This is a genomic window from Flavobacterium sp. CLA17, from assembly GCF_013112255.2.
In the GTDB taxonomy this organism is placed as follows: Bacteria; Bacteroidota; Bacteroidia; order Flavobacteriales; family Flavobacteriaceae; genus Flavobacterium; species Flavobacterium circumlabens.
In genome coordinates this window covers 897,183-921,941 of the sequence record NZ_CP068294.1, presented here as the reverse complement: position 1 = coordinate 921,941, position 24,759 = coordinate 897,183, and the positions used below count along the sequence as shown (strand labels likewise).

The window sequence follows — 24,759 nt, the reverse complement described above, 5'->3', positions numbered from 1 at the left end:
TCTTAAGAATTAAGCGTTACCTTTTGCTTTTTTAATTACCGCTTCTGAAATATTAGAAGGCGTTTCTGCATAGTGAGAAAACTCCATTGTTGAAGTAGCTCTACCAGAAGATAATGTTCTTAATGTTGTTACATATCCAAACATTTCTGATAAAGGCACATCAGCTTTAATAGTTTTAGCACCGTTTCTGTCACCCATGTCATTAACCTGACCTCTACGACGGTTGATATCACCTACGATATCTCCCATGTTTTCTTCCGGAGTAATAACTTCCATTTTCATGATTGGCTCAAGAACAATTGCACCAGCAGCTTTAGCTACTTCTCTATAACCCATTCTGGCAGCTAACTCAAAAGAAAGTGCATCAGAATCGACAGGGTGGAAAGATCCGTCTGTCAAAGTTACTTTCAAACTATCCACTTGATAACCAGCCAAAGGACCAGTTTTCATAGCTTCACGGAAACCTTTTTCTACAGATGGAATATATTCCTTAGGAACGTTACCACCTTTTACAGCATTAATAAACTGTAATCCTTTTGGAACTTTACCATCAACTTCATCAGCAGGCTCAAGTGTAAATACGATATCACCGAATTTACCACGACCTCCAGATTGTTTCTTGTAAGTTTCTCTGTGAGTTGCAGTTTTTGTAAACGCTTCTTTATATTCAACCTGAGGCTCACCTTGGTTCACTTCAACTTTAAATTCACGTTTCATACGATCCACTAAGATATCTAAGTGAAGCTCACCCATACCAGAGATAATTGTTTGACCAGAAGCCTCATCAGTTCTAACTGTAAATGTAGGATCTTCTTCAGCTAATTTAGCCAAAGCCATACCCATTTTATCAACGTCAGCTTTTGTTTTAGGCTCAATAGCAATACCAATTACCGGTGCAGGGAATTTCATAGACTCAAGAATAATTGGGTGTTTTTCATCACACAATGTATCTCCAGTTTTGATATCTTTAAATCCAACAGCAGCTCCAATATCTCCAGCCTCAATATAGTCGATTGGATTTTGTTTGTTAGCGTGCATTTGGTAGATACGAGAAATTCTTTCTTTATTTCCTGAACGAGTGTTCAAAACATAAGAACCAGCATCTAAACGTCCAGAATAAGCACGGAAGAAAGCCAAACGACCTACGAATGGGTCAGTAGCAATTTTAAATGCCAAAGCAGCGAACGGCTCTTTTACATCTGGCTTACGCAAGATTTTAGTTTGATCTTCTTCTAATAATTCAGCATCGTCAGGATGAATCCCTTCAATACCTTCCTTATCCATTGGAGAAGGCAAATATTTACAAACTGCATCTAACATGAACTGAACTCCTTTGTTTTTGAAAGAAGAACCAGCGATCATCGGAATGATAGCCATATCCATAGTAGCAGCTCTTAAAGCGCTGTTGATTTCTTCCTCTGTAATAGAGCTTTCATCTTCCATGAATTTCTCCAAAAGATTTTCATCATAATCAGCAACTGCTTCAATAAGAATAGATCTGTATTCTTTAACTTCAGCTAACATATCCTCAGGAATCGGCACAATATCAAAAGTTGCCCCTTGAGTAGCATCATGCCATATGATAGCTTGGTTTTTTACTAAATCTACAACACCTTTGAAATCATTTTCCTCACCAATTGGCAAAGTGATTGCAACAGCATTTGATTTCAACATATCGCGAACTTGTTGACAAACTGCCAAAAAGTTAGATCCTTGACGGTCCATTTTGTTTACGAATCCCATACGAGGAACTCTATATTGATCTGCAAGTCTCCAGTTAGTTTCTGATTGAGGCTCAACACCATCAACAGCACTAAATAAGAAAACCAATCCATCAAGTACACGTAAAGAACGGTTTACCTCTACGGTAAAGTCAACGTGTCCCGGAGTATCAATAATATTAAAGTGGTAAGGCAAAGATTCAGGCAAAATTTTACCTTGCTCAGTTGGAAAATTCCACTCACAAGTTGTTGCAGCTGAAGTAATTGTAATACCTCTTTCTTGCTCTTGAGCCATCCAGTCCATTGTTGCAGCACCATCGTGTACTTCACCAATTTTATGTGACTTTCCAGTGTAAAAAAGGATACGCTCAGTTGTTGTTGTTTTACCAGCATCAATATGCGCAGCGATTCCGATGTTTCTTGTATATTTTAAATCTCTAGCCATTTCTTTACGAATTAAAATCTAAAGTGAGAGAAAGCTTTATTAGCTTCTGCCATTTTGTGAGTATCCATTCTTTTCTTAACAGCAGCACCTTCTTCTTTAGCAGCAGCTAAACATTCTGATGCTAAACGTTGTGCCATAGATTTTTCATTTCTTCTTCTTGAATAAAGTATTAACCACTTCATTGCCATAGAAATTTTTCTGTCTGGTCTAATTTGCATTGGAATTTGAAATGTAGCTCCACCTACTCTACGACTACGTACTTCTACGTGAGGCATAACGTTTGTTAAAGCATCTTTCCAAATTTCTAATGAAGATTTTTCTGAATCCTGCTTTTTAGATTCGATGATGTCAATTGCATCATAAAATACTTTGAAAGCTGTAGATTTCTTACCATCCCACATTAAGTTGTTCACAAAACGTGTTACCAATTGGTCGTTAAACCTCGGATCTGGTAAAAGTGGTCTTTTCTTTGCCGCTCTTTTTCTCATGTCTTTTTTTTAATAAAAAGTTATAGATTATCCGTTAAATGTTATGTGTTTCAGATTTTATGACTTTCATCTTTAATCCGTAACCCTTAACTCCTAACCTCCAACTCTTAACGTTTTAAATTACTTTTTTGCTTCTTTTGGGCGTTTAGCACCGTACTTAGATCTTCTTTGCGTTCTTCCTGCAACTCCTGACGTGTCAAGCGCTCCACGAACGATATGATATCTAACACCTGGTAAATCTTTTACCCTTCCACCTCTAACTAATACTATCGAGTGCTCTTGTAAATTGTGTCCTTCTCCAGGGATGTAAGCATTCACCTCATTACCATTTGTCAAACGTACACGCGCAACTTTACGCATTGCAGAGTTTGGTTTTTTTGGTGTAGTAGTGTAAACACGCGTACAAACCCCTCTTCTTTGAGGACAAGAATCTAAAGCAACCGATTTACTCTTCTTAGTTATCTGAGTTCTTCCTGTTCTTACTAATTGTTGAATTGTTGGCATAATTAATACTAAAAATTTATTATGTATATTAAATTCCCGCTTTTTACGGGGTTGCAAATGTATAAAATATTTTTCACTATACAAACGTTAATTCATTAATTTTCAATAACATTATTTATCCTTATGATTTTAGAAACAAACAATAGATATTTGCAATACATTTAATAAACCACACTTAACACTTGAAACAACTTTTAAACATATTGATTTTCATTATAGGATTGAGCTGCCATGCCCAACATTTTTATTTACAAATTAAAGGAAGTAATCAAAACGGAAGCAAAATAATCGACTCCATAAACTACTCAACAAAACACAACAATATAAAATCAGTATTTGAGGAAACAAACAAAACATCCAATATCCTTTTAAAGAAAGGCTATCTGGGCAATAAAATAACAGAAACTAACAAAACAAACGACTCTACTTATCTATCTATAATTAGTCTTGAAAACAAAACAAAAAACATTCATATATATATAGGTAAGAATAATTTATTTTTTAATTCACCTAAAACTCAAAATGACACTGTAATCATCCCTTATGAAGAGATTGAAAATTATTTAAATCAAAAAATAATGGACGCAGAAAAACAGGGTTTCGCTCTGAGCAAAATAAAACTTGAAAATATCCAAAGAAAGAATTCAATAATTTATGCTGACTTAAATTTTAAATCCGAAAAAAAACGAACTGTAAATTCAATTATCCTGAATTACACCAATAACAGCGGGAAGGATTTTTTCCCGAAAGGACATTTAAAACAACTTAACAAAAAATACCTTAACAAAACATTCAATCAGGAAATTACAAAACAACTATACGAAGATATAAACAGTTTTGAATTTATTTCCCAGACAAAGTATCCTGAAATATTATTCACTAACGATTCTACAAAAATCTACACTTATATTGAAAAAAGAAGAGCCAACAATTTTGATGGCTATATCGGCTTTTCAAATGATGAAAATAAAAAAGTAAATCTGAATGGATATCTTGATATTACTTTACAAAACATTCTTCATTCCGGAGAAAAATTCTCCCTGTATTGGAAAAGTGACGGAAATCAACAAAAAACATTCGACGCCAAATTAGAAATTCCGTATATTTTTCAATCCTCTCTTGGAATCAAAGCGCAGTTAAACATATTCAAACAGGACAGCACGTTTCAAAACACCAAAACTGCCATCGATCTCGGTTACTATCTTAATTATAACTCAAAAATATATCTGGGCTATCAATCAACAGAATCAAGTGACATTCAAAACACCAATAACCTTTTAATTAGTGATTATAAAAACTCATACATCACTTCAACTTTAGAGTATAAAAAAACAGACAACACAAACAATCTTTTTCCTAAAAAGACTTTTGCAAACTTTATAATTGGATACGGAAAAAGAGACACCAATAACAACCCTGAAACTGCAGAATCAAGCAAACAATTTTATACCAGTCTTAACATTTCATACAATTTTAAATTAAATGAAAACAACTTCCTTAACATAAATTCACAAAATTTCTATTTAAAAAGTAAAAACTACATTTCAAATGAATTGCAACGTTTTGGCGGAATAAATTCAATTAGGGGATTTTTAGAAAACAGTTTGCAGTCCAATTTCAACACATTAATTCTTACAGAATACAGATATATTGTCTCCAAAAATTTATTCATACACTCTGTTACAGATTACGGCTTATACCAAGACCTGACAAGCACTTTGAATAAAAATAAAATTAAAAAATTAATAGGAATTGGCGCTGGTACCGCGATACAGACCAAAAACGGTTTATTAAAAATTATCCTCACAAATGGGGGAGAAAATATTAAAGACCTTGAATTATATAACACTATCATAAACATATGTTATAATGTTAAATTTTGAGGTTTATCAAAAAAAGATTTTTATTTATTAGGAAAGTTAACAAATTATTAAGAGTTTTGCGATACTAATTCAAAATATTTAAAAATGAAACTAAAGTTCAATGGATTCTTAGTGCTTTTATTAGTGCTAGTGGCGCAACTGACTTTCGCGCAAGAAAGATCTGTTTCAGGGATGGTTTCCGATAATACAGGTATGCCTTTGCCAGGTGTAAGTGTATTGATCAAAGGAACAAAAACTGGAACGCAAACTGATTTTGATGGTAAATTCTCTATCAAAGCATCAACAAGCCAAGTTTTGGTATTTAGCTACATTGGGATGAAATCTCAGGAAGTAGCCGCAAGTTCATCACTAATCAATGTAAAATTAGGTGCTGACACAAATGAACTTGAAGCAGTTGTTGTAACAACAGCTTTAGGTATTAAAAGAGAGAGAAAATCTCTAGGTTACTCTGCTCAATCAGTATCAGCAGAACAAGTAGGAACAGTTCCAACAGGAAACTTCGTAAATAACTTATCTGGAAAAGTTGCTGGTCTTAGCGTAACTAATGGAACTAACTTTGGAGGATCTACTAACGTAGTCCTTAGAGGTTTTAAATCTATTTTAGGTGATAACCAGGCTTTATTTGTTGTAGATGGTGTGCCTATCTTGAACAATAACGTGAATAGTGCCGATCAAAAAAGCGGTAGAGGTGGTTACGATTATGGTAATGCTGCTTCTGATATCAACCCAAATAACATTGCTGAGATCAACGTATTAAAAGGTGCTGCTGCAACAGCTCTTTACGGATCAAGAGCACAAAATGGAGCGATCATTATTACAACTAAAAAAGGAAAATCAAAAACTGACTTATCTGTAGAGTTTTCATCTTCTTACACTATGTCTACAGTTGACAAAAAGACTTTCCCTGAATACCAAACAGAATACGGTCAAGGATATTTTGGACAAAGATTTTCAACTTTTAATGGCCAACCAAGAGCCAGAACCGGAGACGATGCATCTTACGGGCCTAAATATGATGGTTCTTTAGTTTACCAATATGACTCATTCATTCCTGGTTCTGCTACTTTTGGACAAAGAACACCATGGGTTGCTGCTAAAAATGGTCCTATTGAGTTTTTTGAAACTGGTACATCTACTATTAATAACATTGCGTTAACTGGTGGTACAGAAAAAGCAACCTACAGATTAACTTACGCGAACACAAATACTTCCGATATCTTACCAAATGCTTTATTAAGTAAGAATAACTTTAACGCATCTGCAACTTACAAATTTAACGATAAATTAAGTTCAACATTTAATGCAACTTATGTCGCGCAGAACACTCGTAACAGAAATACAACAGGTTACGGTGGAAATCAAATTGCAGGTTTCAGACAGTGGTGGGCGAACAATGTTGATCTAAATGATCAAAAGAATTTCTACGAAATGAGTGGTCAAAACTATAGTTGGAACCAAACAAGTGGTACTATTATAGCACCTGCTTACTGGGATAATCCTTATTTTACTAGATACCAAAATTACAACAGTGATAGTAGACAAAGATTTGCTGCAAATGCAAGTATAACTTATGACGTATCTAAAGAGTTCAGTTTAACTGGAAGAATGGGTACTGATGGATTTACCATGAAAACTGAGGATAGAATAGCTGTAGGTTCAGTACCAGCAACATTAGGTTCTAACTCAAATTTACAAAACCTGCCTGCACAACCTTCAGGTTATGCTTTAGATCTTTACAATTTTAGCGAGCAAAATTATGATTTCTTAGCTACATACAAAAAAGACTTAACTGAAGATTTAAATCTTAATGTGCTTTTAGGAACTAACTACAACGTACAAAACAGATTCAGCAATCAACAAATGACTTCAGGAGGATTATATATTCCTGGTTTATACACAATTTCTAACTCTGCATCTACTCCGGCTTTACCTAGAATCATAGATACAAGAAAAGAAGTACTTGGTTTATTTGCACAAGCAACATTAGGTTACAAAGGAACATACTACTTAGAAGGTTCTGTAAGAAGAGATCAATCATCTGCTTTACCTGAAGACAATAACGCATATTGGTATTCTGCAGTATCAGGAAGTGTTGTTTTCTCAAACTGGTTAAAAGATGTTGAATTCATCAGTTTTGGTAAATTGAGAGCAGCTTACGCGCAAGTAGGTTCTGATACAGATCCTAACCAATTACAAGATCAATACACTCCAAGAAATGCATTCGGATCTCCAGTGTACTCATTCAACACTACTGCGAAAAATCCAAACTTAAAACCACAACAGCTAGACAACGTTGAGTTAGGTTTGAACATGCAATTTGCAAAAAACAGACTTGGCTTTGATGTCGCTTGGTTCCAAAACAAAGCTTTCGATCAAATTTTACCATTACCTGTATCAAATGCGACTGGAGTAGCATTCAACACAGTTAATGCTGGTACATTAACAACAAAAGGATTTGAGGTTACACTTAACGCTACTCCTTTTAAAACGGCTAACTTTGCTTGGGATGTAAATATCAACTGGTCTAATCCTAACACAAAAGTTACAGAATTAGCTCCAGGTATTGAGAACATTAACATTAACTCACTTCAAGGTGGTGTTAGTATCAATGCTCCTCTTAATCAGGATTACGGTCAAATTTGGGGAACAACTTATGTACTTGATGCTTCCGGAAACAGAATTATTGGAGACAATGGTGCTTACGTAGTTTCTACTACTACTGACAACAAATTAGGAACATATCAAGCTGATTGGGCTGGTGGTATCAACAATAAATTCACTTACAAAAACCTTTCTTTCAGCTTCTTAATTGATGTGAAAAAAGGAGGAAGTGTTTTCTCACTTGATCAATACTACGGATACGGAACTGGTATCTATGCTAATTCAGTTGGAAACAATGACTTAGGAAATCCAATAAGAAATACATTACCTAATGGTGGTGGTGAAATTCTACAAGGTGTTATGGCAAATCCTGCTTACACTCCAGGAGGAAATCAACCACAATACATCACAAATACGACAAGATTAGACAGATCTCAATCTAGCCAGGTTTTAGGTACCGATCCTCCTGCAGCTGCATTTGTTTACGATGCCGGATTTGTAAAATTAAGAGAAGTTGTATTGACATATAATCTTCCATCAAGCATATTAGGAGAATCTATAAAAGGAGCTTCATTTAGCTTAATAGGTAACAATCTTTGGATCATTGACAAAAGTTTACCATACTCTGATCCAGAAGCTGGATTGTCTTCAGGTAACACATCAGGATACCAATCAGGACCTATGCCGACAACAAGAAATATTTCTTTTAATGTCAAAGTTAATTTTTAAAAAAAAATAAAAATGAAAAAAATCATAGCAATACTAGCAGTAGGTCTGTCAATGACAGCTTGTGTTAGTGAGGATACAAACTTAGATCCAAACAGTGCGTATACCACTGTGCCGGGGTCGCTGATAAATTATGCAGAAAAGGAATTAAGTGATTACGTAAATACACCAAGTGTAAACGAAAATAACTTTAGACTTACGATGCAATATTGGCAAGAAACAACGTATGTTAACGAAAGTAATTATGACTTTACGAACAGAAACGTTTCTAATCAAATTTTTTCAGATAATTATACCAATGTTATAAACAATCTGGTTAAAGCTAAAAGTATAATCAATGCTTATTCACCAACTGCAACTGAAGCAGCAAATTGGCAAAAGAACAAAAAGAATCAATTAGCAATAATTGATATTCTTCAAGTTTACACTTACCAAATGTTAGTTGATACTTTTGGAAATATTCCTTATACTCAATCTTCAGATATTTTAGCTTTCCCATTACCAGCATATGATGATGCAGCTACAATTTATGCAGACTTGATTACAAGAATTAATGCTGACATTGCTAACTTAGATGACACTGCTTCTGGTTTTGGATCTTTTGATGATGGTGAGAATTATTACAATGGTAACACTGCACAGTGGCGTAAAATGGCTAACTCTTTAAAATTAAAACTTGCAATCGGAATTGCAGATTCTAATCCAAGTTTAGCACAAGCTACTGCAACTTCAGCTATTGCTGCCGGAGTAATGACATCTGCAGCGGATAATTGCCAATTAGCATATTTTCCTGACTCTCCAAATTACAATCCTTTGTATGAGAACTTAGCCGCTAGTGGAAGAAATGACTATATAGCAGGTAAAACATTAGTTGATTACATGAATACTAAAAATGACCCAAGGATCAGTAAATATTATACAGATGTTAATGGAGCATACATTGGCCAAACAATTGGTGAAGGTGGAGAATTTGGTGACTTCTCAAATATTGGGGAATTTGCTTATACAGCAACAACCCCTGGTATTATTCTGAACTACACTGAGGTTGCTTTTTATGTTGCTGAAGCTAACGCACGTTGGAACACTGCTGCTGCTGCAACAGCTTACAATACAGCTGTTACTGCTTCTATCCTAGAATGGGGTGGAACATCAACGGAAGCTGCAACTTATCTTGCAGCTAACCCATATGACGCAGTTAATTGGAAAAAATCAATTGGAGAGCAAGCTTGGGTAGCGATGTTTAATCAAGGTATGACTTCTTGGAATTTCTGGAGAAGATTAGATTTCCCTGTTTTAACTGCTCCTGCTACAGCAATTATCAATGCTGGTGGTAAAGTTCCGGTAAGAATGGCTTACCCTGTGAAAGAACAACAAGTAAATAACTCAAACTGGAAAGCTGCATCTACAGCTATCGGTGGAGATTTATTGACAACAAAATTATTCTGGGATAAATTCTAATTTATTCTCAAATAAAAATATTAAAACCACTCTGTTCATTCAGAGTGGTTTTTTTTTATATAAACATTATGCTTATATTTGCCCCATGGAAAAAGAACATCAAATATTTGGAATTAGAGCCATTATAGAAGCAATTCAGGCAGGTAAAGAAGTAGACAAAGTATTCATCCAGAAAGAAATTTCAGGTGAATTAATGAAAGATTTAATGAAGGTGATGAAACGCGCTAACATAAATTTCTCTTATGTTCCTGTGGAAAAGCTAAACAGACTAACACCTAATAATCACCAGGGTGCTGTAGCCACAATTTCACCTATTGGTTTTATTGATTTAGAACACCTTGTTGAATCTACCATAGAATCTGGCTTAAAACCTCTGTTTTTAATATTGGATCAAATTTCAGATGCGCGAAATTTCGGCGCTATTATCCGTACTGCTGAATGTACCGGTGTAAACGGAATTATTGTTCAAAAAGCCGGATCTGCTCCTGTAAACGGAGACACTGTAAAAACATCAGCAGGTGCTGTTTTTAATGTTCCAATCTGTAAAGTAGAGCATATTAAAGATGCTATATTCTATCTTCAGGGCTCCGGAATTAAAACTGTTGCTGCTACCGAAAAAACAGAACACAACATTTATGATTTATCACTGAATGAACCAGTAGCCATAATAATGGGATCTGAAGACCGCGGAATAAACCCTTCGGTACTTAAAATTGTAGATGAAAAAGCAAAACTTCCAATGTTCGGAACAATAGGTTCTTTAAATGTATCGGTAGCTTGTGGTGCTTTTTTATACGAGGCTGTCCGTCAAAGAAGCTAAAAATACATCAGAAGTTTTAAATTGGTAATAAAGAATGGAATGTTTTATTACTTAACTTTAAAATGGTAATAAAAATATCCATAACAGTTTTTAAAAATTACTGTTATGGATATTTTTATAAAGATTGAAAACAGAATTTCAAATTAATTCTTTCTTCTCTATATTTATTATCGGAAACAAAAGCCTCGATTCAATCTATTCATTTTTATCCAATTCATCATTTTTTCTAATCGTGTAATTAATGAGAAGATTTGAATTAAAATAAGTCAAAACATCTTCTGCCTCCTCTTCCGGAATTTCAGTATTGACAAAATTACCGTCTGCATCAAAATGTTTCATAAAAGGATCGGCTTCCGCATTGAAATCCGGTTTTTGCCACTCGTAAACAATTGGTTTGGCATAATCCGGAGTTTTATAAAAAAGAGTCAGCATAAAACCGGTTATAAAACCAGCCAAATGTCCCTCCCAGGAAATCGTCTTATCAATATCCGGAAAAACATACCAAATCATCCCGCCGTAAAGCAGAACCACAGAAAAAGAAAGGGCTACTAATCTGTAATATCTGGTTTGTATTCCTTTAAAAAAGATAAAACTGACCAAGACATAAATTAATCCACTGGCTCCAATATGATAATTTTGCCTGCCGATGATCCAGGTAATCAAACCGGAGAATAAAATTCCATAGCCAATGACTGCTAAAGTCTGCTTGGGATAAAAAAACTGCATCGCGGCCAGCAATACTAAAAGAGGAATAGAGTTATTATACAAATGCCCTAAATTCTCATGAATGAACGGGCTGAATAAAACGCCCTGCAATCCTGAAATATCCCTTGGATAAATTCCGTTTTGGTAAAAATCAAAGTCGAAACGAATTTGAAACCAGTATATTATCCAAAGAAAAAGCACAAAAAATACCGGAAGTCCGATAACAGCATTTGAAAACTTAAAATGATCGTCATTCATAATTCCAATAATAGGTTCAAGGATTAATTATCAAAAAACTATCCAAATATAATTTACTGATAATTTGTCAGCTACCCGAAAATATTCTCAGATACGCTTTTTAGCCCTGATGGCAGCGGCATCCTTTTTCTGGCTTCTTTAGCCGGAAAAAGATATAGCGAACAGCAGGAATTAGCTCCTTAAAACAAAAAAAATAAATTGAAAACAGTAATTTTACAAAATGGAAGCACCGTTAGCAGAGCGTATTCGCCCACAAAAATTAGAAGATTATATTAGTCAGCATCATTTGGTTGGGCCTAATGGTTCGTTGACCCAACAAATATCCAAAGGAATTATCCCTTCCTTAATCTTTTGGGGGCCTCCGGGAACTGGAAAAACTACATTGGCCCAGATTATAGCACAGGAATCAAAACGTCCTTTTTATATTTTGAGTGCCATAAACTCCGGAGTAAAAGATATTCGTGATGTAATTGAAAAAGCAAAACAAAGTGGCGGATTATTTACTGCCAGAAACCCAATTTTATTTATTGACGAGATCCACAGATTTAGTAAGTCCCAACAAGATTCCCTTTTGGCAGCCGTAGAGAAAGGCTGGATCACATTAATTGGTGCTACTACAGAAAATCCAAGTTTTGAAGTCATACCTGCCCTATTATCACGCTGTCAGGTTTATATATTGAATGCTTTCAGCAAAAATGATCTGGAAGCCCTTTTGCAGCGTGCGATGAAGACTGACACTGAATTAGCTTCAAAAAACATAATCCTGAAGGAAACCGAAGCTTTATTAAGACTTTCTGGCGGAGATGGCAGAAAACTTCTTAATATCTTTGAATTGGTAGTGAATGCCTCTCCGGAAGGAGAAATTGTGATTACAAACGATCGTGTATTTGAATTGGTTCAGCAAAATACCGTTTTGTATGATAAAACCGGAGAACAACATTACGATATTGTTTCTGCATTTATAAAATCAATCCGGGGAAGTGATCCGAATGGAGCTGTTTATTGGTTAGCGAGAATGATTGAAGGCGGTGAAGATGTAAAATTTATCGCCAGAAGAATGCTAATTTTATCGAGTGAAGACATCGGAAATGCCAATCCTACCGCTTTTATTATGGCCAACAACACCTTTCAGGCTGTGTCGACCATTGGCTATCCTGAAAGCCGCATTATATTGAGTCAATGCGCTATTTATTTAGCTACTTCCCCAAAAAGCAATGCTTCGTATATGGCAATAGGAAATGCGCAGCAACTGGTTAAGCAAACCGGAGATTTACCAGTTCCGATTCACCTGCGAAATGCTCCGACTAAATTAATGAAAGAATTGGGTTATGGCGAAGATTACAAATATTCTCATGATTATGCCAATAATTTTGCAGATCAGGAGTTTTTGCCGGATGCCATAAAAGAAACAGTTCTTTATAATCCGGGAAGCAATTCTCGAGAGAATAGCAACCGCGAATTTTTAAAGAACCGCTGGAAAGATAAATATGGTTATTAAACCGTATTTTATATTTTAGAATTTAACAGATATTTTTTCAGATACCATTTTATCATTTTGGTAATATTCAAAAAACCACTGATTATCTTTAGCATTTAACGTTCCCTGAATACCGTCTTTAATTGCTATAAAAGAATCAGCACGAGACGTTTTAAGCAATTTCATTACTACTTTTGGCGTTTTATCAATTAGTTGATATCCGTTTTCTGTGGGTTGTGCGTAAAGCAAATTCGGATCTGAAACATCTGCAACCGGAGCAGCAACAACTGCAGTCGTCGCTACAGTAGGAACTGAAGCAGCTACATTAGAAATCTTAGCCGGAGAGGAGGAGGATGTTGCAACAGCTTTTCCATTATAGGCATAATGCAAAGCATTTACGGATATAAATGCCTGCTCAAGAGCTTCCCTGTAAGCAATCTCATAATCTTTCTCTTTACTTTTTCCAATTTCAGAAGTGTAAATTATTTTTCCGTAGCAATCTTTTAACTGAACAAAAAGCTTTGTTACCAAAAAACCATTTTCCTTTTTTACATCTATGTATAAAAGCTGACAACGATCACTAAATTCGGCAGGAATTTCTTCGTTGACATAAAATGCCTTAAAACCGGCTTTCACTAAATTTGATTTAGTACTTGTTGCTAGTCTGTATTGATTATCGGTTTTAATAAACTCATATTTTAACGGAATAATCACAGCTTTATAATCGTTTACAGATTGCGAAAATCCGATAACTGAAACTAAAAGTGCAATCAACAAAAATTTAATTCTCATAATTATAAATATTTTTTAAGTTCTAATAAATGATTTATTTGTTTAATATTTTCAGGCGCTTCAATTTGCTTATCATTAAAGAAAATGGCGTCTAAGCCAGCATTTAACGCCCCATTTACATCTGCATCTAGACAGTCTCCAATCATAATACATCTCTCTTTTGATGCCTGAGCCAAATTTACTGCATAATCAAAGATAATACTATTTGGCTTTTTTACACCCGCCAGCTCCGAATTTGTTATAGTTGCAAAATAACCCGAAAGTTGGGCATTTCTGATTTTTTTATCCTGTACTCCGGCAAAGCCATTAGTAATGATATGCAATTTGTATTTTGGTTGCAAATATTCCAGAACTTCAATAGCACCATCAAAAAGATGATTATTTTCGGTTAAGAGTTCGATATAATCATTTGCAATGGCATCAATATCGTGATCTGAAATCTGATGGTTCAAAGCATCAAATGAAAATTTTAGCCGATTATAACGCAACTCCTGATGGGTAATTTTATCATGCTGATATAATTTCCAACAAGCCTGATTGATGGGCATGTACTTCTCTATAAAATCAGCTGTGCTTATACCCGGGTAATTCGCTTTAAAAATACGATCGAAAGCCATTTCAGAATTTTTGTCAAAATCCCAAAGTGTGTGGTCTAAATCGAAAAAGATATCGGTAATAATAGTACTCATATATTAAAAAATTCCTTCATCTACAAAACTATAATATTTTGTTTCAGTAATAATCAAATGATCTAAAACTTTAACATCTAAACTATCCCCTGCCCATTTCAATTTCTTTGTAATCTTTATATCGGCATCACTTGGCTTTAATGCTCCTGAAGGATGATTATGGCATAAAATCAAGCTTGTAGCATTAATTTCTAATGCCAATTTAAAAACCAAACGTACATCAACAATTGTACCTGATATTCCTCCTTTGCTTAATTGCGATTTAGAAATCACTTTATTTGAATTATTCAGAAAAAGCACCCAAAATTCTTCATGCGGTAATTCGCCTATTACAGGTTGCATGATATCAAAAACCAATTTACTGGATGTAATTTTAGTGAGTTCAACAGTATCTTCAGCTCTTCGGCGACGCCCCAGTTCCAGGGCTGCTATAATCATTATTGCTTTGGCCTGCCCTATTCCTTTGAAATTCATCAATTCTGAAACAGACATTTTTCCAAGTGCATTGAGACTATCAGCACTAGCCAGAATTCGTTTACTTAAACTAACAGCAGATTCATTTCTGCTGCCAGCAACTATTAAAATAGCGATTAACTCGGCGTTACTTAAAGCACTTTTACCTTTTGACATTAATTTTTCACGCGGCTTGTCTTCGTCTGACCATTTTGTAATAGGAAAATATTTAGCCTCCATTGGTAATAAATTAAATAATATCTTATCGTGCTAAGCTAATAAAAAAAAGAAGAAAATTCATTCAAAATAAACATAAATTACAATTTTATTTATTCCTAAATTTGAATAAAAAAAGATGAAACAGATTTCTATCCTTTTATTCCTGATCTTATTGTATTCCTGTCATCAAAAAGAAAAAGAACAAACTGCATCTTTTACAACAAACTCCACTTCAAAAACATTTGAAGAAAAATTATCTGATGCCGCTATATCATTAGTTGATCCAACAATAGATTATGATCCTGCCTATTTTTCTATAGCATATCCCAACGGTGATATTCCTAAAAGCAAAGGAGTATGTACGGATGTTATCATTCGAACTTATCGGAAATTAGGGATTGATTTACAAAAAGAAGTTCATGAGGATATGGTCGCCAATTTTCCAGAATATCCCAATCTGGAAAAATGGGGAATGACAAAAACAGACACTAACATCGATCACCGAAGAGTGCCCAATTTAGAAGTTTTTTTTGAAAGAAAAGGCGAAAAACTTGCCGTAAGTCAAAACCCTTCAGCTTATAAAACCGGAGAAATGGTAACCTGGATGATAAACGGGAAACTTCCTCATATCGGAATCGTCACCAACAAAAAATCAAAAGACGGAAAAAGAAATCTCATCGTGCACAATGTTGGCGGAGGTCAGGTTCTGGAAGATTGTTTATTTGAGTATAAAATTACAGGACACTACCATTATTGGAAATAAAATTTCAAAACTTAAATTCCAAACTTTAAATTCCAAATTCTAATCAAAATTTAAAATAAAAAAAAGCCAATTACAAAACTGCAATTGGCCTATTATCTCATTTTCTAATTGTCAAATTATCTAATTAATCAACCCTTTTACCTCATCAAAATTTAGTCCTCCGTAATTTCCTGAGCTCATTAAAAGCAAAGCGGAATTTTCCAGGTTTAAATTAAAAAGGTATTCTTTAAATTCAGCGGGATTCGTATAAATGATCAAATCTTTTCTATTAAAAGAAGTTGCGATTTGCTCGTAGGTAACTTCTTCAAGCTGCTTAATTTTGACGGCATCGGGTGAATAGAATACTACTGCAACATCGGCATATTCCAGAGCGCCTTCATATTCTTTTAAGAATTCAGCATTTAAGCTGCTATAAGTATGCAATTCTAAACAAGCTACTAAAGTTCTGTTTGGATATTGTTCTTTTACGGCTTTGGTTGTTGCAGCTACTTTACTTGGTGAATGTGCAAAATCTTTATAGGCCACTTTCCCTTTTCCTTCGGCAATTTTTTCAAGACGTTTGGAAGCTCCTTTAAAACTGGCGATTGCCTCATAGAAATCAGCTTCATCGACACCCATATTCTGACAGATCCATTTGGCTCCGGCTAAATTGTTTAAGTTATGGGCTCCGAAAACTTCTATCGGCATATCCCCCTCCGGCGTTTTTAACAGCGTAACACCATCACTAACGGTATATTCCGGTGTGTGATAGGCTAATTTACGAATTGGGTTTGTTGCCGCCTCTGAAACGCGTTTTACTTCCGGATCATTTTCGTTGTACACCAAAATTCCGCCATTCGTGATTTTTCCAATGAAAATTTCGAATTGTTCTACGTAATTTTCATAGGTTGGAAAAACATTTATATGATCCCAGGCAATTCCGGAGATCAAAGCAATATTAGGCTGGTACAAGTGGAACTTTGGTCTTCTGTCAATTGGGGAAGATAAATATTCGTCACCTTCCAAAACAATAAAATCATTTTCTTCCGTTAGATGAACCATTGTATCAAATCCTTCTAATTGTGCGCCAACCATATAATCAACGGCTATATTATGGTAATGCATAACGTGCAAAATCATCGAAGTGATTGTCGTTTTACCGTGAGAACCTCCAATAACAACACGGGTTTTGTTTTTAGATTGTTCGTATAAAAATTCCGGATACGAATATATTTTTAATCCTAAATCCTGTGCTTTCAGTAATTCCGGGTTATCTGCTTTTGCGTGCATCCCTAAAATGATCGCATCGATATCAGAAGTGATTTTTTCGGGAAACCAGCCTAATTCAGCAGGAAGAATTCCTTTTTTTTCCAATCTTGATTTTGATGGTTCAAAAATAGCATCGTCACTTCCTGTAACGTGATATCCTTTGTTATGCAATGCTAATGCCAGATTGTGCATAGCACTTCCGCCAATGGCGATAAAATGTGTTTTCATTTAAAATTCCAATTTTTTAAGTTCCAAACTCCAATTATTACCTGAAATGTAGTGGTTGAGATTTAATTATGAGGACTCAAACTTTTGCTTCAATTCCCTGGCTTTTTTAGGATCTTTTAATTTGTTCAAATATAAATTATATAATTTTTGAAATGTCGTTTTTGATTTGCCAATTTCATTTGCTTTGATATAATATTTTTCGGCCGATGCATATCTTTTAAAATATTCATCGATTCTGCCTTTTGACATATAACCATCAACCAATGACAAAGCTGCCAGTTCATTAGAATATGAAAGTGCTTTAGACTCGCTTCCGCCCAGAATTCCGGGCAATTGCAAATACAACTCTATGAGTGCCCATCTGGCCGGAATATGCTTAGGATTTAAAACAATCGCTTTTTCAAACGCTCCTTTCATATCCTCTACCATTCCCAAAGCCTTTAATTTATTAACCTCCATTGCCCTCATAGCCAAAGCCCCTCCGTATTTATAAAAATACTCTGCTTCTGTTGGCTTAAGCTCTTTCAGTTTTTTATAATATTCTCCCGCTTTTATCCATGACTTATGATAGGCTGCAATCTCCCCCAAATATTCAATCGTTTTTATATCGGAGGGTCTTGTTTTCAAAATTGCTTCAAAAAGCAATTGTGCTTCATCATATTTTTTGACATGAAACAACTTCTCCGCTTTTTCAAAATTAGATTGTGACCATATTAATAATGGCGTAAATAATAAGATAAATAGTAGTTGTTTCATATCTCAAAAATAGGGAAATATAAAATGGATAATTTGCTTTTAGATATAAATTAGTAATTTGTACGAAAATTATTTTAAGATCGTCCCAACCTTTATCAAAAAACAAGACTCTATATATAAAAACTACTTTATGAAAAACTTATTATTTGTATTCTTATTGCTTTCTACAGCACTATTTGCACAAAAAACTGATAAAAAATGGAATAAAGTCACAGCCTTTGAAAACGAAGGAAAAATAAAATCAGCAAATAAGATTGTTGAAAAAATATACAAAAAAGCAATCTCAGATAAGGACGAAGTGCAAATGATAAAATGCTTTTTTTATCAATCTAAATATTTACAAGTTGTTGATGAAAATGCAAAAAAGAAAATTTTAAATAATCTCAAAACAAATATTGACCGTGTCTCTATTCCTTCAAAAGCAATTTTGAATTTAATATATGCAAAATGTTTACAAAATTATTCTGACGATTATGAACCATATGCTGTTGTAGATAGTGCAGCAGCAGTAGTTGATGAAGCTACAGCATTAATAGATTCAGCTGTTGCAACTATAAACACTTCTCAAATAGATGGAATTTCCAGAACAAACGATTTTAAGATTGATTTTACACCTGAAAATGAGGTAATAGCTCTTTTCGCAAAAACATTAGAAAACGAAAATATTTTAAAAGCTACTCCCTTAACAAATTATCAGTCCATATTTGAATTTTTAACTTTAGAAAAACTGAAAAGTGAAAGTCTATATGATTATTTACTACAAGAAAACATCACTTTTTTTACTGAGAAGATCAGCGAATGGCAAATTGAAAAAAGCGTTTTCCTAATTCATAAAGAGCAACTATTAGCAGATTCTTCTGCTTTTATAAAACTAAATTTAGATTTTATAAAAGATGAAAATGTAAAAAAAGTGCTGTCTTTGTATCAAAAACAGGAAGTTAATCATCCTACTTTAGAAAATCAGTTTGAGCGGGCACAATTTTGCAATGCTTACCTATTACAGTCAGACGATGACTTTATGAAGTATTTAAGTGAACTTCAAAATAAATCTAAAGATGAAATTTTATCTCAGAAAATAAAATTAGAAATAGCGCGCATTCTTTTAAAACAAGCGACAAAAGAAACCTATTCAAAGAACAATATTCAGGCAGTTGCCCTATTTGATGAAATTATAAAAATTAATAACCAGTCAAATACCGCGAAATCCGCTTTAGCTCAAAAACAAGAAATTCTTTCGAAAACATTGTCCATCAAGCTTCAAAAATATACGTACAATAATGAAAATACACGAGCTCTGATTGAATACAAAAATGTAAACTATTTAACCATTTCGTTCTTCAAAATTCCCCAAAAGAAAATACAGCAATTCAATAAAGACCGTGAATTATTAGATAGCTTAGCTCCTGTAATTACTAAGAAACAAACTAAAATTGCCTATAAAAAATATGAGCTCCAAAATAAGGAAGATTACTTTGAGTACAGCACAGAAGTTCTTTTACCACATTTAGAAACAGGAAATTATTTGGTTTATTTTGAAAGTGATTCCAATTCAAAAGACGGAAAAGCATATGATTTTGAAACCCTTACTGTTTCGAATATCACTGTCCTTGCTAACCAAAAAAATGATACGGAAAACTATCAGGTTTTAGATCGAAAAACAGGAAAACCAATAGAAAATGCAACGATAAAATCAGCAAGCTTTACGCTTAAAACTAATTCAAAAGGATTAGCTTCTTATAAGAAAGTCAACAATAACTATAATAATTATGAAACTATCAAAATTTCAGCAGAAAATGATAGTATTCTAATTGATAAAGATTACATCCGCTATAGTGATGAATACAAAAAATCTGAAAACGACAAAATAAACGCTAAAGTTGAATTTTACCTAGATCGTGCTATTTACCGACCTGGACAAACTGTTTATTATAAAGGAATTGCAATTCAAAAAACTAAAAGCAAAACAAGCATTATTGCCAACACTACATTTAAAATTACTGCAAACGACGCGAATTATCAACTAATTAAGGAACTGGAAGTAACCACGAATGAATTTGGTTCGTTTTCCGGTGAGTTTACTTTACCAAAAAATGGTCTAACGGGACAATATGGCCTTACTGCATCCAGGCCGGAAGATTATAAGAAAAATGATGCTTATTTGAAAAATCACGTCCAATCTCTATTTTGGGAAAATGCAAATTTCGAAAATTCCCGAATTTCTTTCAATGTTGAAGAATATAAACGTCCAAAATTTGAAGTAATATTTGATCCTAAAAAAGAAAGTTTTCAAGTTAATCAGTCCATTAAAGTAAAAGGAAATGCCAAAGCATTTGCTGGGAGCAACATTTCAGACGCAAAAGTAACGTACACAGTTACACAATATACAAGCTACTTTCGAAATTATTACGGAAATGAAGAAAACGAAGTTTTAACCTTTGGCGAAACTAAAACAGATGCTTCAGGAAAATTTAGTATCGACTTTACGACATTGCCATCAAAAAACAGTAAAAAAGAACAACTACCAATCTTCAATTATAAAATATTTGCAACGATTACAGACATTAATGGCGAAACACATTCTGCAGAAACTACTATAAAAGTAGGTTTTCATGATTTGATTATCAATGCCAGTTTACCAATTGAAATTGAAACCAAAGACAAGAACGAAATCAACTTATCAAGTACAAATTTAAATGGAGAATTTTTAGCTGCCAAAGGCGAAATCAAACTCTATTTTGTAAAACCTTTATCGAATAAATTTAAAAACCGTATTTGGGAAAAACCAGAGATTCAAACTATCGCGCCGGCAGATTTTGAAAAATTATTTCATTATGAAATATCTGAAAGCGAAACTAAAGATACAACAAATGAAATCCTATTATACTCTAAAAAAACAGACACTCAAAAAGACAAAAAAATAGTATTGGATTTTATATCCAATTATAAATCCGGCACCTATAAAATTGTTTTTTCTGCCAAAGACAGTTTTAGTAACCCTATTGAATCTATTTCAAACTTTAAACTCATTCAAAGCAAGGATAAATTCGATCCGAGCAAATTATTTACGGTACAACAAATCAATGAAAATCCTAAAAAAGATGGTTATGTACTTGTAAAATTATCCTCTGTTATTCCTGAACTTTATATTACAGCGAATGGAAATTACGACAGTAAAATATATTTTGAAGATACTTTCCATTTACAAAAGAATGAAACTACTATCAGAATTCCGTTAAAATATGAGTTTGAAAAAAGTATTAAATTAGGTTTTGAAAGTGTTTTTGAGAATGACACTTTTACTCAGGAAATCACTGTAAGTCTTAAAGATGAAGAAACAAAGTTAGAGTGGACAGCTGAAAGTTTTAGGAATAAAATACAACCCGGAAGCAGTGAAAACTGGTCGTTCAAATTAAGTGCATTCAATACACAAGCCGAAGCTGAAGTTTTAGCCTCAATGTATGACAGCTCCTTAGATCAGTTTTCTGAGAAGGAATGGGAAACCTTAAAATTTAACCAATATAATTACAACGGAACTAATTTCAGAGAAAGATTAGGTTTTGATGTTACTTACGCTACATTGCAAAATTTAAACACCGTTTTGCCTCTTATAGATTTTCGTAATGAAGAAACAAGATTAAAATGGTTTGGATTTGATATTAATAGTAGTCGATATGGCGATTCACTTGACATGACTATAGTGGAGCTTAAAGATAAAAAGGCAGGCAGTGAAACTATTAAAGGTGATGCTGACGCCGTTTTAACTGTTGACGAACCCGTTGGAGCCGCAGCTGCTATTATCCTTTCTGACTCACCACCACCTCCTCCTAAGGTAGATCAGGTAAAATTTATAAAACCTGCATTTTTCCAAACCAATAAAATCAAGTTTATTCCTGGAAAAAAAATAATAACAGGCTTGACATCTCTAGTTATAAACCAATCGACCTTATATATAATTGATGGAGAAATTTCCACTGAGAATATCGCTACTAACCTAGATCTAAATGAAATTCTTTCTATGGATATTCTAAGCCAGGATAAAGCGACAGCCCTTTACGGAAGCAAAGGTGCCAACGGAGTTATAATTATTACGACCAAAAAAGCCCTCGAAGCCCTGACTCAGATAAAAGCCCGAAAAAATCTATCTGAAACCGCTTTCTTTTTACCGAATTTAAAAACAGACAATAAAGGAAATGTTAGTTTTAATTTCACTTCACCCGAAGCTTTAACAGCCTGGAAACTTCGATTATTAGCGCATAACAAAGATGCTGTTTCAGGTTATTTGGAAAAAAGTGTGGTTACCCAGAAAGAATTGATGGTTTTGCCAAATTTCCCGCGTTTCTTCAGAGAGAAAGATACGATTGTAATTTCTGCTAAAATCTCGAATATTACAGATAAAGCCAAAACCGGAATTGCCATTTTACAGTTTTTTGATGCCATAACCATGCAGCCCATTGACGCGAAAATGCTCAATGTAAATAATGTTAAAAACTTTACCGTTGCCGCTTTCGGAAATACAACGGCAAGCTGGACAATTTCGATTCCAGATGGCTTACAAGGTGTCCAATATAAAATTTTGGCAAAATCAGGTAATTTCTCTGACGGAGAAGAGAACATTCTCCCGGTTTTGACCAATAATATGCTGGTTACCGAAAGTATTCCGATTTGGGTTCGTGAGAATTCTAAAAAAGAATACACTTTTGAGAATCTTAAAAACAACAATTCAACAACCTTAAAAAATCAACAGTTTACATTAGAATACACTTCAAACCCTTCGTGGATTGCGATTCAGTCTTTGCCTTATCTAATGGAGTACGAGCACGAATGTGCCGAGCAGACTTTTGCCAGATTCTATGCGAATGCCCTGGCGTCGGAGATTATTTCAAGTAATCCTAAAATCGCAACTGTTTTTGAAAATTGGAGAAAAGAGGGAAAACTGACTTCGAAACTAGAAGAAAATGAAGAACTAAAATCAATCATTCTTGCTGAAACACCGTGGCTGAATGACGCCCAAAGTGAAGACGATAAGAAGAAAAAAGTAGCCCTTTTATTCGATTTGGAGAAAATGAAAACTTCACAGGAAACTACTTTTCAAAAACTAAAACAAAAACAGAAAGCGTCCGGAGGCTTTTCGTGGTTTGACGGGAATGATGAAAATGAATATATTACGAGACATATTTTAGCCGGATTAGGACATTTATCTAAGCTGGATAAAACTGCTGATAATCTTTCTAAAATTGATGAAATTGCAAAAAAGGGAATTTCTTTCCTCGACAATAAATTTTTAGATTATTATAAAGTCCACACTAAAAATGTAAAAGGAACAAGCAAACTGATTTTGATTAATCCTTATTCTGATTTGCATTACTTATATACCAGAAGTTTTTATCTGGATAAATATCCACTTTCCGATACTTTAAAAAGAGCAACTAAACTGTATCTTGATACGGCTAAAAAAGACTGGTTAAACTATTCCCTGTACGAAAAGGGATTAGCCGCTTTAACTTTAAATCGTTTTGGAGAAAGTGAATCTGCTAAAAAAATCATTGAAAGCCTAAAAGAAACAGCATCTAACAATGAAGACTGGGGAATGTACTGGATTGCCAATAAATCGGGCTGGTATTGGTATCAGGCACCCATAGAAACTCAGGCCTTATTGATTGAAGCTTTCGCCGAAGTAAATAACGACACCAAATCTGTTGATGCAATGAAAGTCTGGTTACTAAAAAACAAACAGACCAAAAACTGGCCAACCACAAAAGCAACTACCGAAGCGATTTATGCTTTACTGATGCAGGGAACGGACTGGCTTTCTGTAAAAGACAATACGGTTATTAAAATTGGAGACGAAAAAATCCTAACCAAAAAATTAGCAGAAAACGAAAAAGAAGCTGAAACGGGTTACATCAAACTCAATTGGAAAAAAGAGGAAGTCAAAAAAGAAATGGCTTCTATTAAAATTGAAAACAAATCTAAAGTTCCGGGTTTTGGCGGTGTTTACTGGCAGTATTTTGAAGATTTGGATAAAATTAAAAACAATTCCGGAGCTGTATTATCTGTTTCGAAAGAATTATATCTAAAGAAAAATTCCCTTAAAGGCAATCAATTAGAAAAAATCACAAGCAAAAACCCGTTAAAAACCGGAGATTTAGTTACTGTAAGATTGATAATTACTTCAAAAGAAGATATGGAATTTGTACACCTAAAAGATATGAGAGCTTCTTGTTTTGAACCTGTAAATGTACTATCGGAATACCAATACAAAGATAGGCTAGGATATTATCTGAGCACTAAAGATGCTGCAACACATATGTTCTTTGACAAAATAAACAAAGGAACTTATGTCATAGAATATGACATTCGTGTCAATAACAGCGGTGAGTTTTCTAATGGAATTACCACTATCGAAAGTATGTATGCTCCTGAATTTGCAAGTCATACGAAGGGAATTCGGGTAAAAGTTCAATAATTAAAATGACAAACCCGACAGATTTTAAAAACCTGTCGGGTTTAATTTTAAAAATCAAT

At 34.1% G+C, this 24,759-nt stretch carries 16 protein-coding genes; 7 read left to right on the top strand and 9 right to left on the bottom strand.

Annotated elements, in window-relative coordinates; translation table 11 throughout:
- Nucleotides 1-9: 9 nt before the first annotated feature.
- From fusA to rpsL, 3 genes are all read right to left on the bottom strand, one after another.
- Entirely contained in the window at nucleotides 10-2,166 is a 2,157-nt protein-coding gene (fusA, locus tag HAV12_RS03900; RefSeq protein WP_171568579.1) for an elongation factor G, read from the bottom strand.
- Nucleotides 2,167-2,177: 11 nt separating this feature from the next.
- A complete protein-coding gene (gene rpsG, locus HAV12_RS03895; protein WP_007803600.1) occupies nucleotides 2,178-2,654 on the bottom strand; it encodes a 30S ribosomal protein S7 in 477 nt (158 codons plus the stop codon).
- Between the two features lie 120 nt (nucleotides 2,655-2,774).
- Entirely contained in the window at nucleotides 2,775-3,158 is a 384-nt protein-coding gene (gene rpsL, locus HAV12_RS03890) for a 30S ribosomal protein S12 (RefSeq protein WP_007136570.1), read from the bottom strand.
- A 578-nt stretch (nucleotides 3,159-3,736) separates the two neighbouring features.
- On the opposite strand from rpsL, the gene HAV12_RS03885 reads away from it, so the two are divergent.
- From HAV12_RS03885 to rlmB, 4 genes are all read left to right on the top strand, one after another.
- Nucleotides 3,737-5,041: a hypothetical protein gene (locus HAV12_RS03885; protein WP_240345231.1), complete on the top strand. Its 1,305-nt coding sequence runs from the start codon at nucleotides 3,737-3,739 to the stop codon at nucleotides 5,039-5,041.
- Between the two features lie 84 nt (nucleotides 5,042-5,125).
- Entirely contained in the window at nucleotides 5,126-8,371 is a 3,246-nt protein-coding gene (locus HAV12_RS03880; RefSeq protein WP_171568578.1) for a SusC/RagA family TonB-linked outer membrane protein, read from the top strand.
- Between the two features lie 12 nt (nucleotides 8,372-8,383).
- Complete coding sequence (locus HAV12_RS03875; RefSeq protein ID WP_171568577.1) at nucleotides 8,384-9,826, top strand: SusD/RagB family nutrient-binding outer membrane lipoprotein; 1,443 nt, start codon at nucleotides 8,384-8,386, stop codon at nucleotides 9,824-9,826.
- Nucleotides 9,827-9,911: 85 nt separating this feature from the next.
- Complete coding sequence (rlmB, locus tag HAV12_RS03870; RefSeq protein WP_132036344.1) at nucleotides 9,912-10,646, top strand: 23S rRNA (guanosine(2251)-2'-O)-methyltransferase RlmB; 735 nt, start codon at nucleotides 9,912-9,914, stop codon at nucleotides 10,644-10,646.
- 195 nt (nucleotides 10,647-10,841) lie between these two features.
- On the opposite strand, the gene HAV12_RS03865 is transcribed toward rlmB, so the two are convergent.
- Nucleotides 10,842-11,609: a rhomboid family intramembrane serine protease gene (locus tag HAV12_RS03865; RefSeq protein ID WP_171568576.1), complete on the bottom strand. Its 768-nt coding sequence runs from the start codon at nucleotides 11,607-11,609 to the stop codon at nucleotides 10,842-10,844.
- A 220-nt stretch (nucleotides 11,610-11,829) separates the two neighbouring features.
- On the opposite strand from HAV12_RS03865, the gene HAV12_RS03860 reads away from it, so the two are divergent.
- The gene (locus HAV12_RS03860) at nucleotides 11,830-13,107 is read left to right on the top strand and encodes a replication-associated recombination protein A (RefSeq protein WP_171568575.1); all 1,278 of its coding nucleotides are present in this window, start codon (nucleotides 11,830-11,832) and stop codon (nucleotides 13,105-13,107) included.
- Nucleotides 13,108-13,122: 15 nt separating this feature from the next.
- On the opposite strand, the gene HAV12_RS03855 is transcribed toward HAV12_RS03860, so the two are convergent.
- From HAV12_RS03855 to radC, 3 genes are read right to left on the bottom strand one after another with little or no spacing between them, the layout of a single operon-like run.
- On the bottom strand, nucleotides 13,123-13,878 hold the full coding sequence (locus tag HAV12_RS03855; protein ID WP_171568574.1) for a hypothetical protein: 756 nt from the start codon (nucleotides 13,876-13,878) through the stop codon (nucleotides 13,123-13,125).
- 2 nt (nucleotides 13,879-13,880) lie between these two features.
- The gene (locus HAV12_RS03850) at nucleotides 13,881-14,567 is read right to left on the bottom strand and encodes a YjjG family noncanonical pyrimidine nucleotidase (RefSeq protein WP_171568573.1); all 687 of its coding nucleotides are present in this window, start codon (nucleotides 14,565-14,567) and stop codon (nucleotides 13,881-13,883) included.
- Nucleotides 14,568-14,570: 3 nt separating this feature from the next.
- Entirely contained in the window at nucleotides 14,571-15,260 is a 690-nt protein-coding gene (gene radC / locus HAV12_RS03845) for a DNA repair protein RadC (protein WP_132036339.1), read from the bottom strand.
- A 115-nt stretch (nucleotides 15,261-15,375) separates the two neighbouring features.
- Here radC and HAV12_RS03840 point away from each other — a divergent pair, with 115 nt between their 5' ends.
- A complete protein-coding gene (locus tag HAV12_RS03840; protein ID WP_171568572.1) occupies nucleotides 15,376-16,002 on the top strand; it encodes a DUF1287 domain-containing protein in 627 nt (208 codons plus the stop codon).
- A gap of 120 nt (nucleotides 16,003-16,122) precedes the next feature.
- Here the strand turns inward: HAV12_RS03840 and murC are convergent, their stop codons facing one another.
- Together murC and HAV12_RS03830 are read right to left on the bottom strand one after the other, a co-directional pair.
- Nucleotides 16,123-17,478, bottom strand: a complete 1,356-nt coding sequence (gene murC, locus HAV12_RS03835) for a UDP-N-acetylmuramate--L-alanine ligase (protein ID WP_171568571.1) — start codon at nucleotides 17,476-17,478, stop codon at nucleotides 16,123-16,125.
- Between the two features lie 66 nt (nucleotides 17,479-17,544).
- Nucleotides 17,545-18,234, bottom strand: a complete 690-nt coding sequence (locus HAV12_RS03830; RefSeq protein WP_171568570.1) for a lipopolysaccharide assembly protein LapB — start codon at nucleotides 18,232-18,234, stop codon at nucleotides 17,545-17,547.
- Nucleotides 18,235-18,364: 130 nt separating this feature from the next.
- Between HAV12_RS03830 and HAV12_RS03825 the strand changes: the two genes are divergently transcribed.
- Nucleotides 18,365-24,700 (top strand): alpha-2-macroglobulin, encoded by a 6,336-nt coding sequence (locus HAV12_RS03825; RefSeq protein ID WP_171568569.1) that lies wholly within the window; start codon nucleotides 18,365-18,367, stop codon nucleotides 24,698-24,700.
- Nucleotides 24,701-24,759 lie beyond the last annotated feature (59 nt).

Excerpts from the sequence above, each read along its gene's own strand:
- fusA (WP_171568579.1), bottom strand. The coding sequence starts at position 2,166 with ATGGCTAGAGATTTAAAATATACAAGAAACATCGGAATCGCTGCGCAT.
- rpsG (WP_007803600.1), bottom strand. The coding sequence starts at position 2,654 with ATGAGAAAAAGAGCGGCAAAGAAAAGACCACTTTTACCAGATCCGAGG.
- rpsL (WP_007136570.1), bottom strand. The coding sequence starts at position 3,158 with ATGCCAACAATTCAACAATTAGTAAGAACAGGAAGAACTCAGATAACT.
- HAV12_RS03885 (WP_240345231.1), top strand. The coding sequence starts at position 3,737 with ATGGACGCAGAAAAACAGGGTTTCGCTCTGAGCAAAATAAAACTTGAA.
- HAV12_RS03880 (WP_171568578.1), top strand. The coding sequence starts at position 5,126 with ATGAAACTAAAGTTCAATGGATTCTTAGTGCTTTTATTAGTGCTAGTG.
- HAV12_RS03875 (WP_171568577.1), top strand. The coding sequence starts at position 8,384 with ATGAAAAAAATCATAGCAATACTAGCAGTAGGTCTGTCAATGACAGCT.
- rlmB (WP_132036344.1), top strand. The coding sequence starts at position 9,912 with ATGGAAAAAGAACATCAAATATTTGGAATTAGAGCCATTATAGAAGCA.
- HAV12_RS03865 (WP_171568576.1), bottom strand. The coding sequence starts at position 11,609 with ATGAATGACGATCATTTTAAGTTTTCAAATGCTGTTATCGGACTTCCG.
- HAV12_RS03860 (WP_171568575.1), top strand. The coding sequence starts at position 11,830 with ATGGAAGCACCGTTAGCAGAGCGTATTCGCCCACAAAAATTAGAAGAT.
- HAV12_RS03855 (WP_171568574.1), bottom strand. The coding sequence starts at position 13,878 with ATGAGAATTAAATTTTTGTTGATTGCACTTTTAGTTTCAGTTATCGGA.
- HAV12_RS03850 (WP_171568573.1), bottom strand. The coding sequence starts at position 14,567 with ATGAGTACTATTATTACCGATATCTTTTTCGATTTAGACCACACACTT.
- radC (WP_132036339.1), bottom strand. The coding sequence starts at position 15,260 with ATGGAGGCTAAATATTTTCCTATTACAAAATGGTCAGACGAAGACAAG.
- HAV12_RS03840 (WP_171568572.1), top strand. The coding sequence starts at position 15,376 with ATGAAACAGATTTCTATCCTTTTATTCCTGATCTTATTGTATTCCTGT.
- murC (WP_171568571.1), bottom strand. The coding sequence starts at position 17,478 with ATGAAAACACATTTTATCGCCATTGGCGGAAGTGCTATGCACAATCTG.
- HAV12_RS03830 (WP_171568570.1), bottom strand. The coding sequence starts at position 18,234 with ATGAAACAACTACTATTTATCTTATTATTTACGCCATTATTAATATGG.
- HAV12_RS03825 (WP_171568569.1), top strand. The coding sequence starts at position 18,365 with ATGAAAAACTTATTATTTGTATTCTTATTGCTTTCTACAGCACTATTT.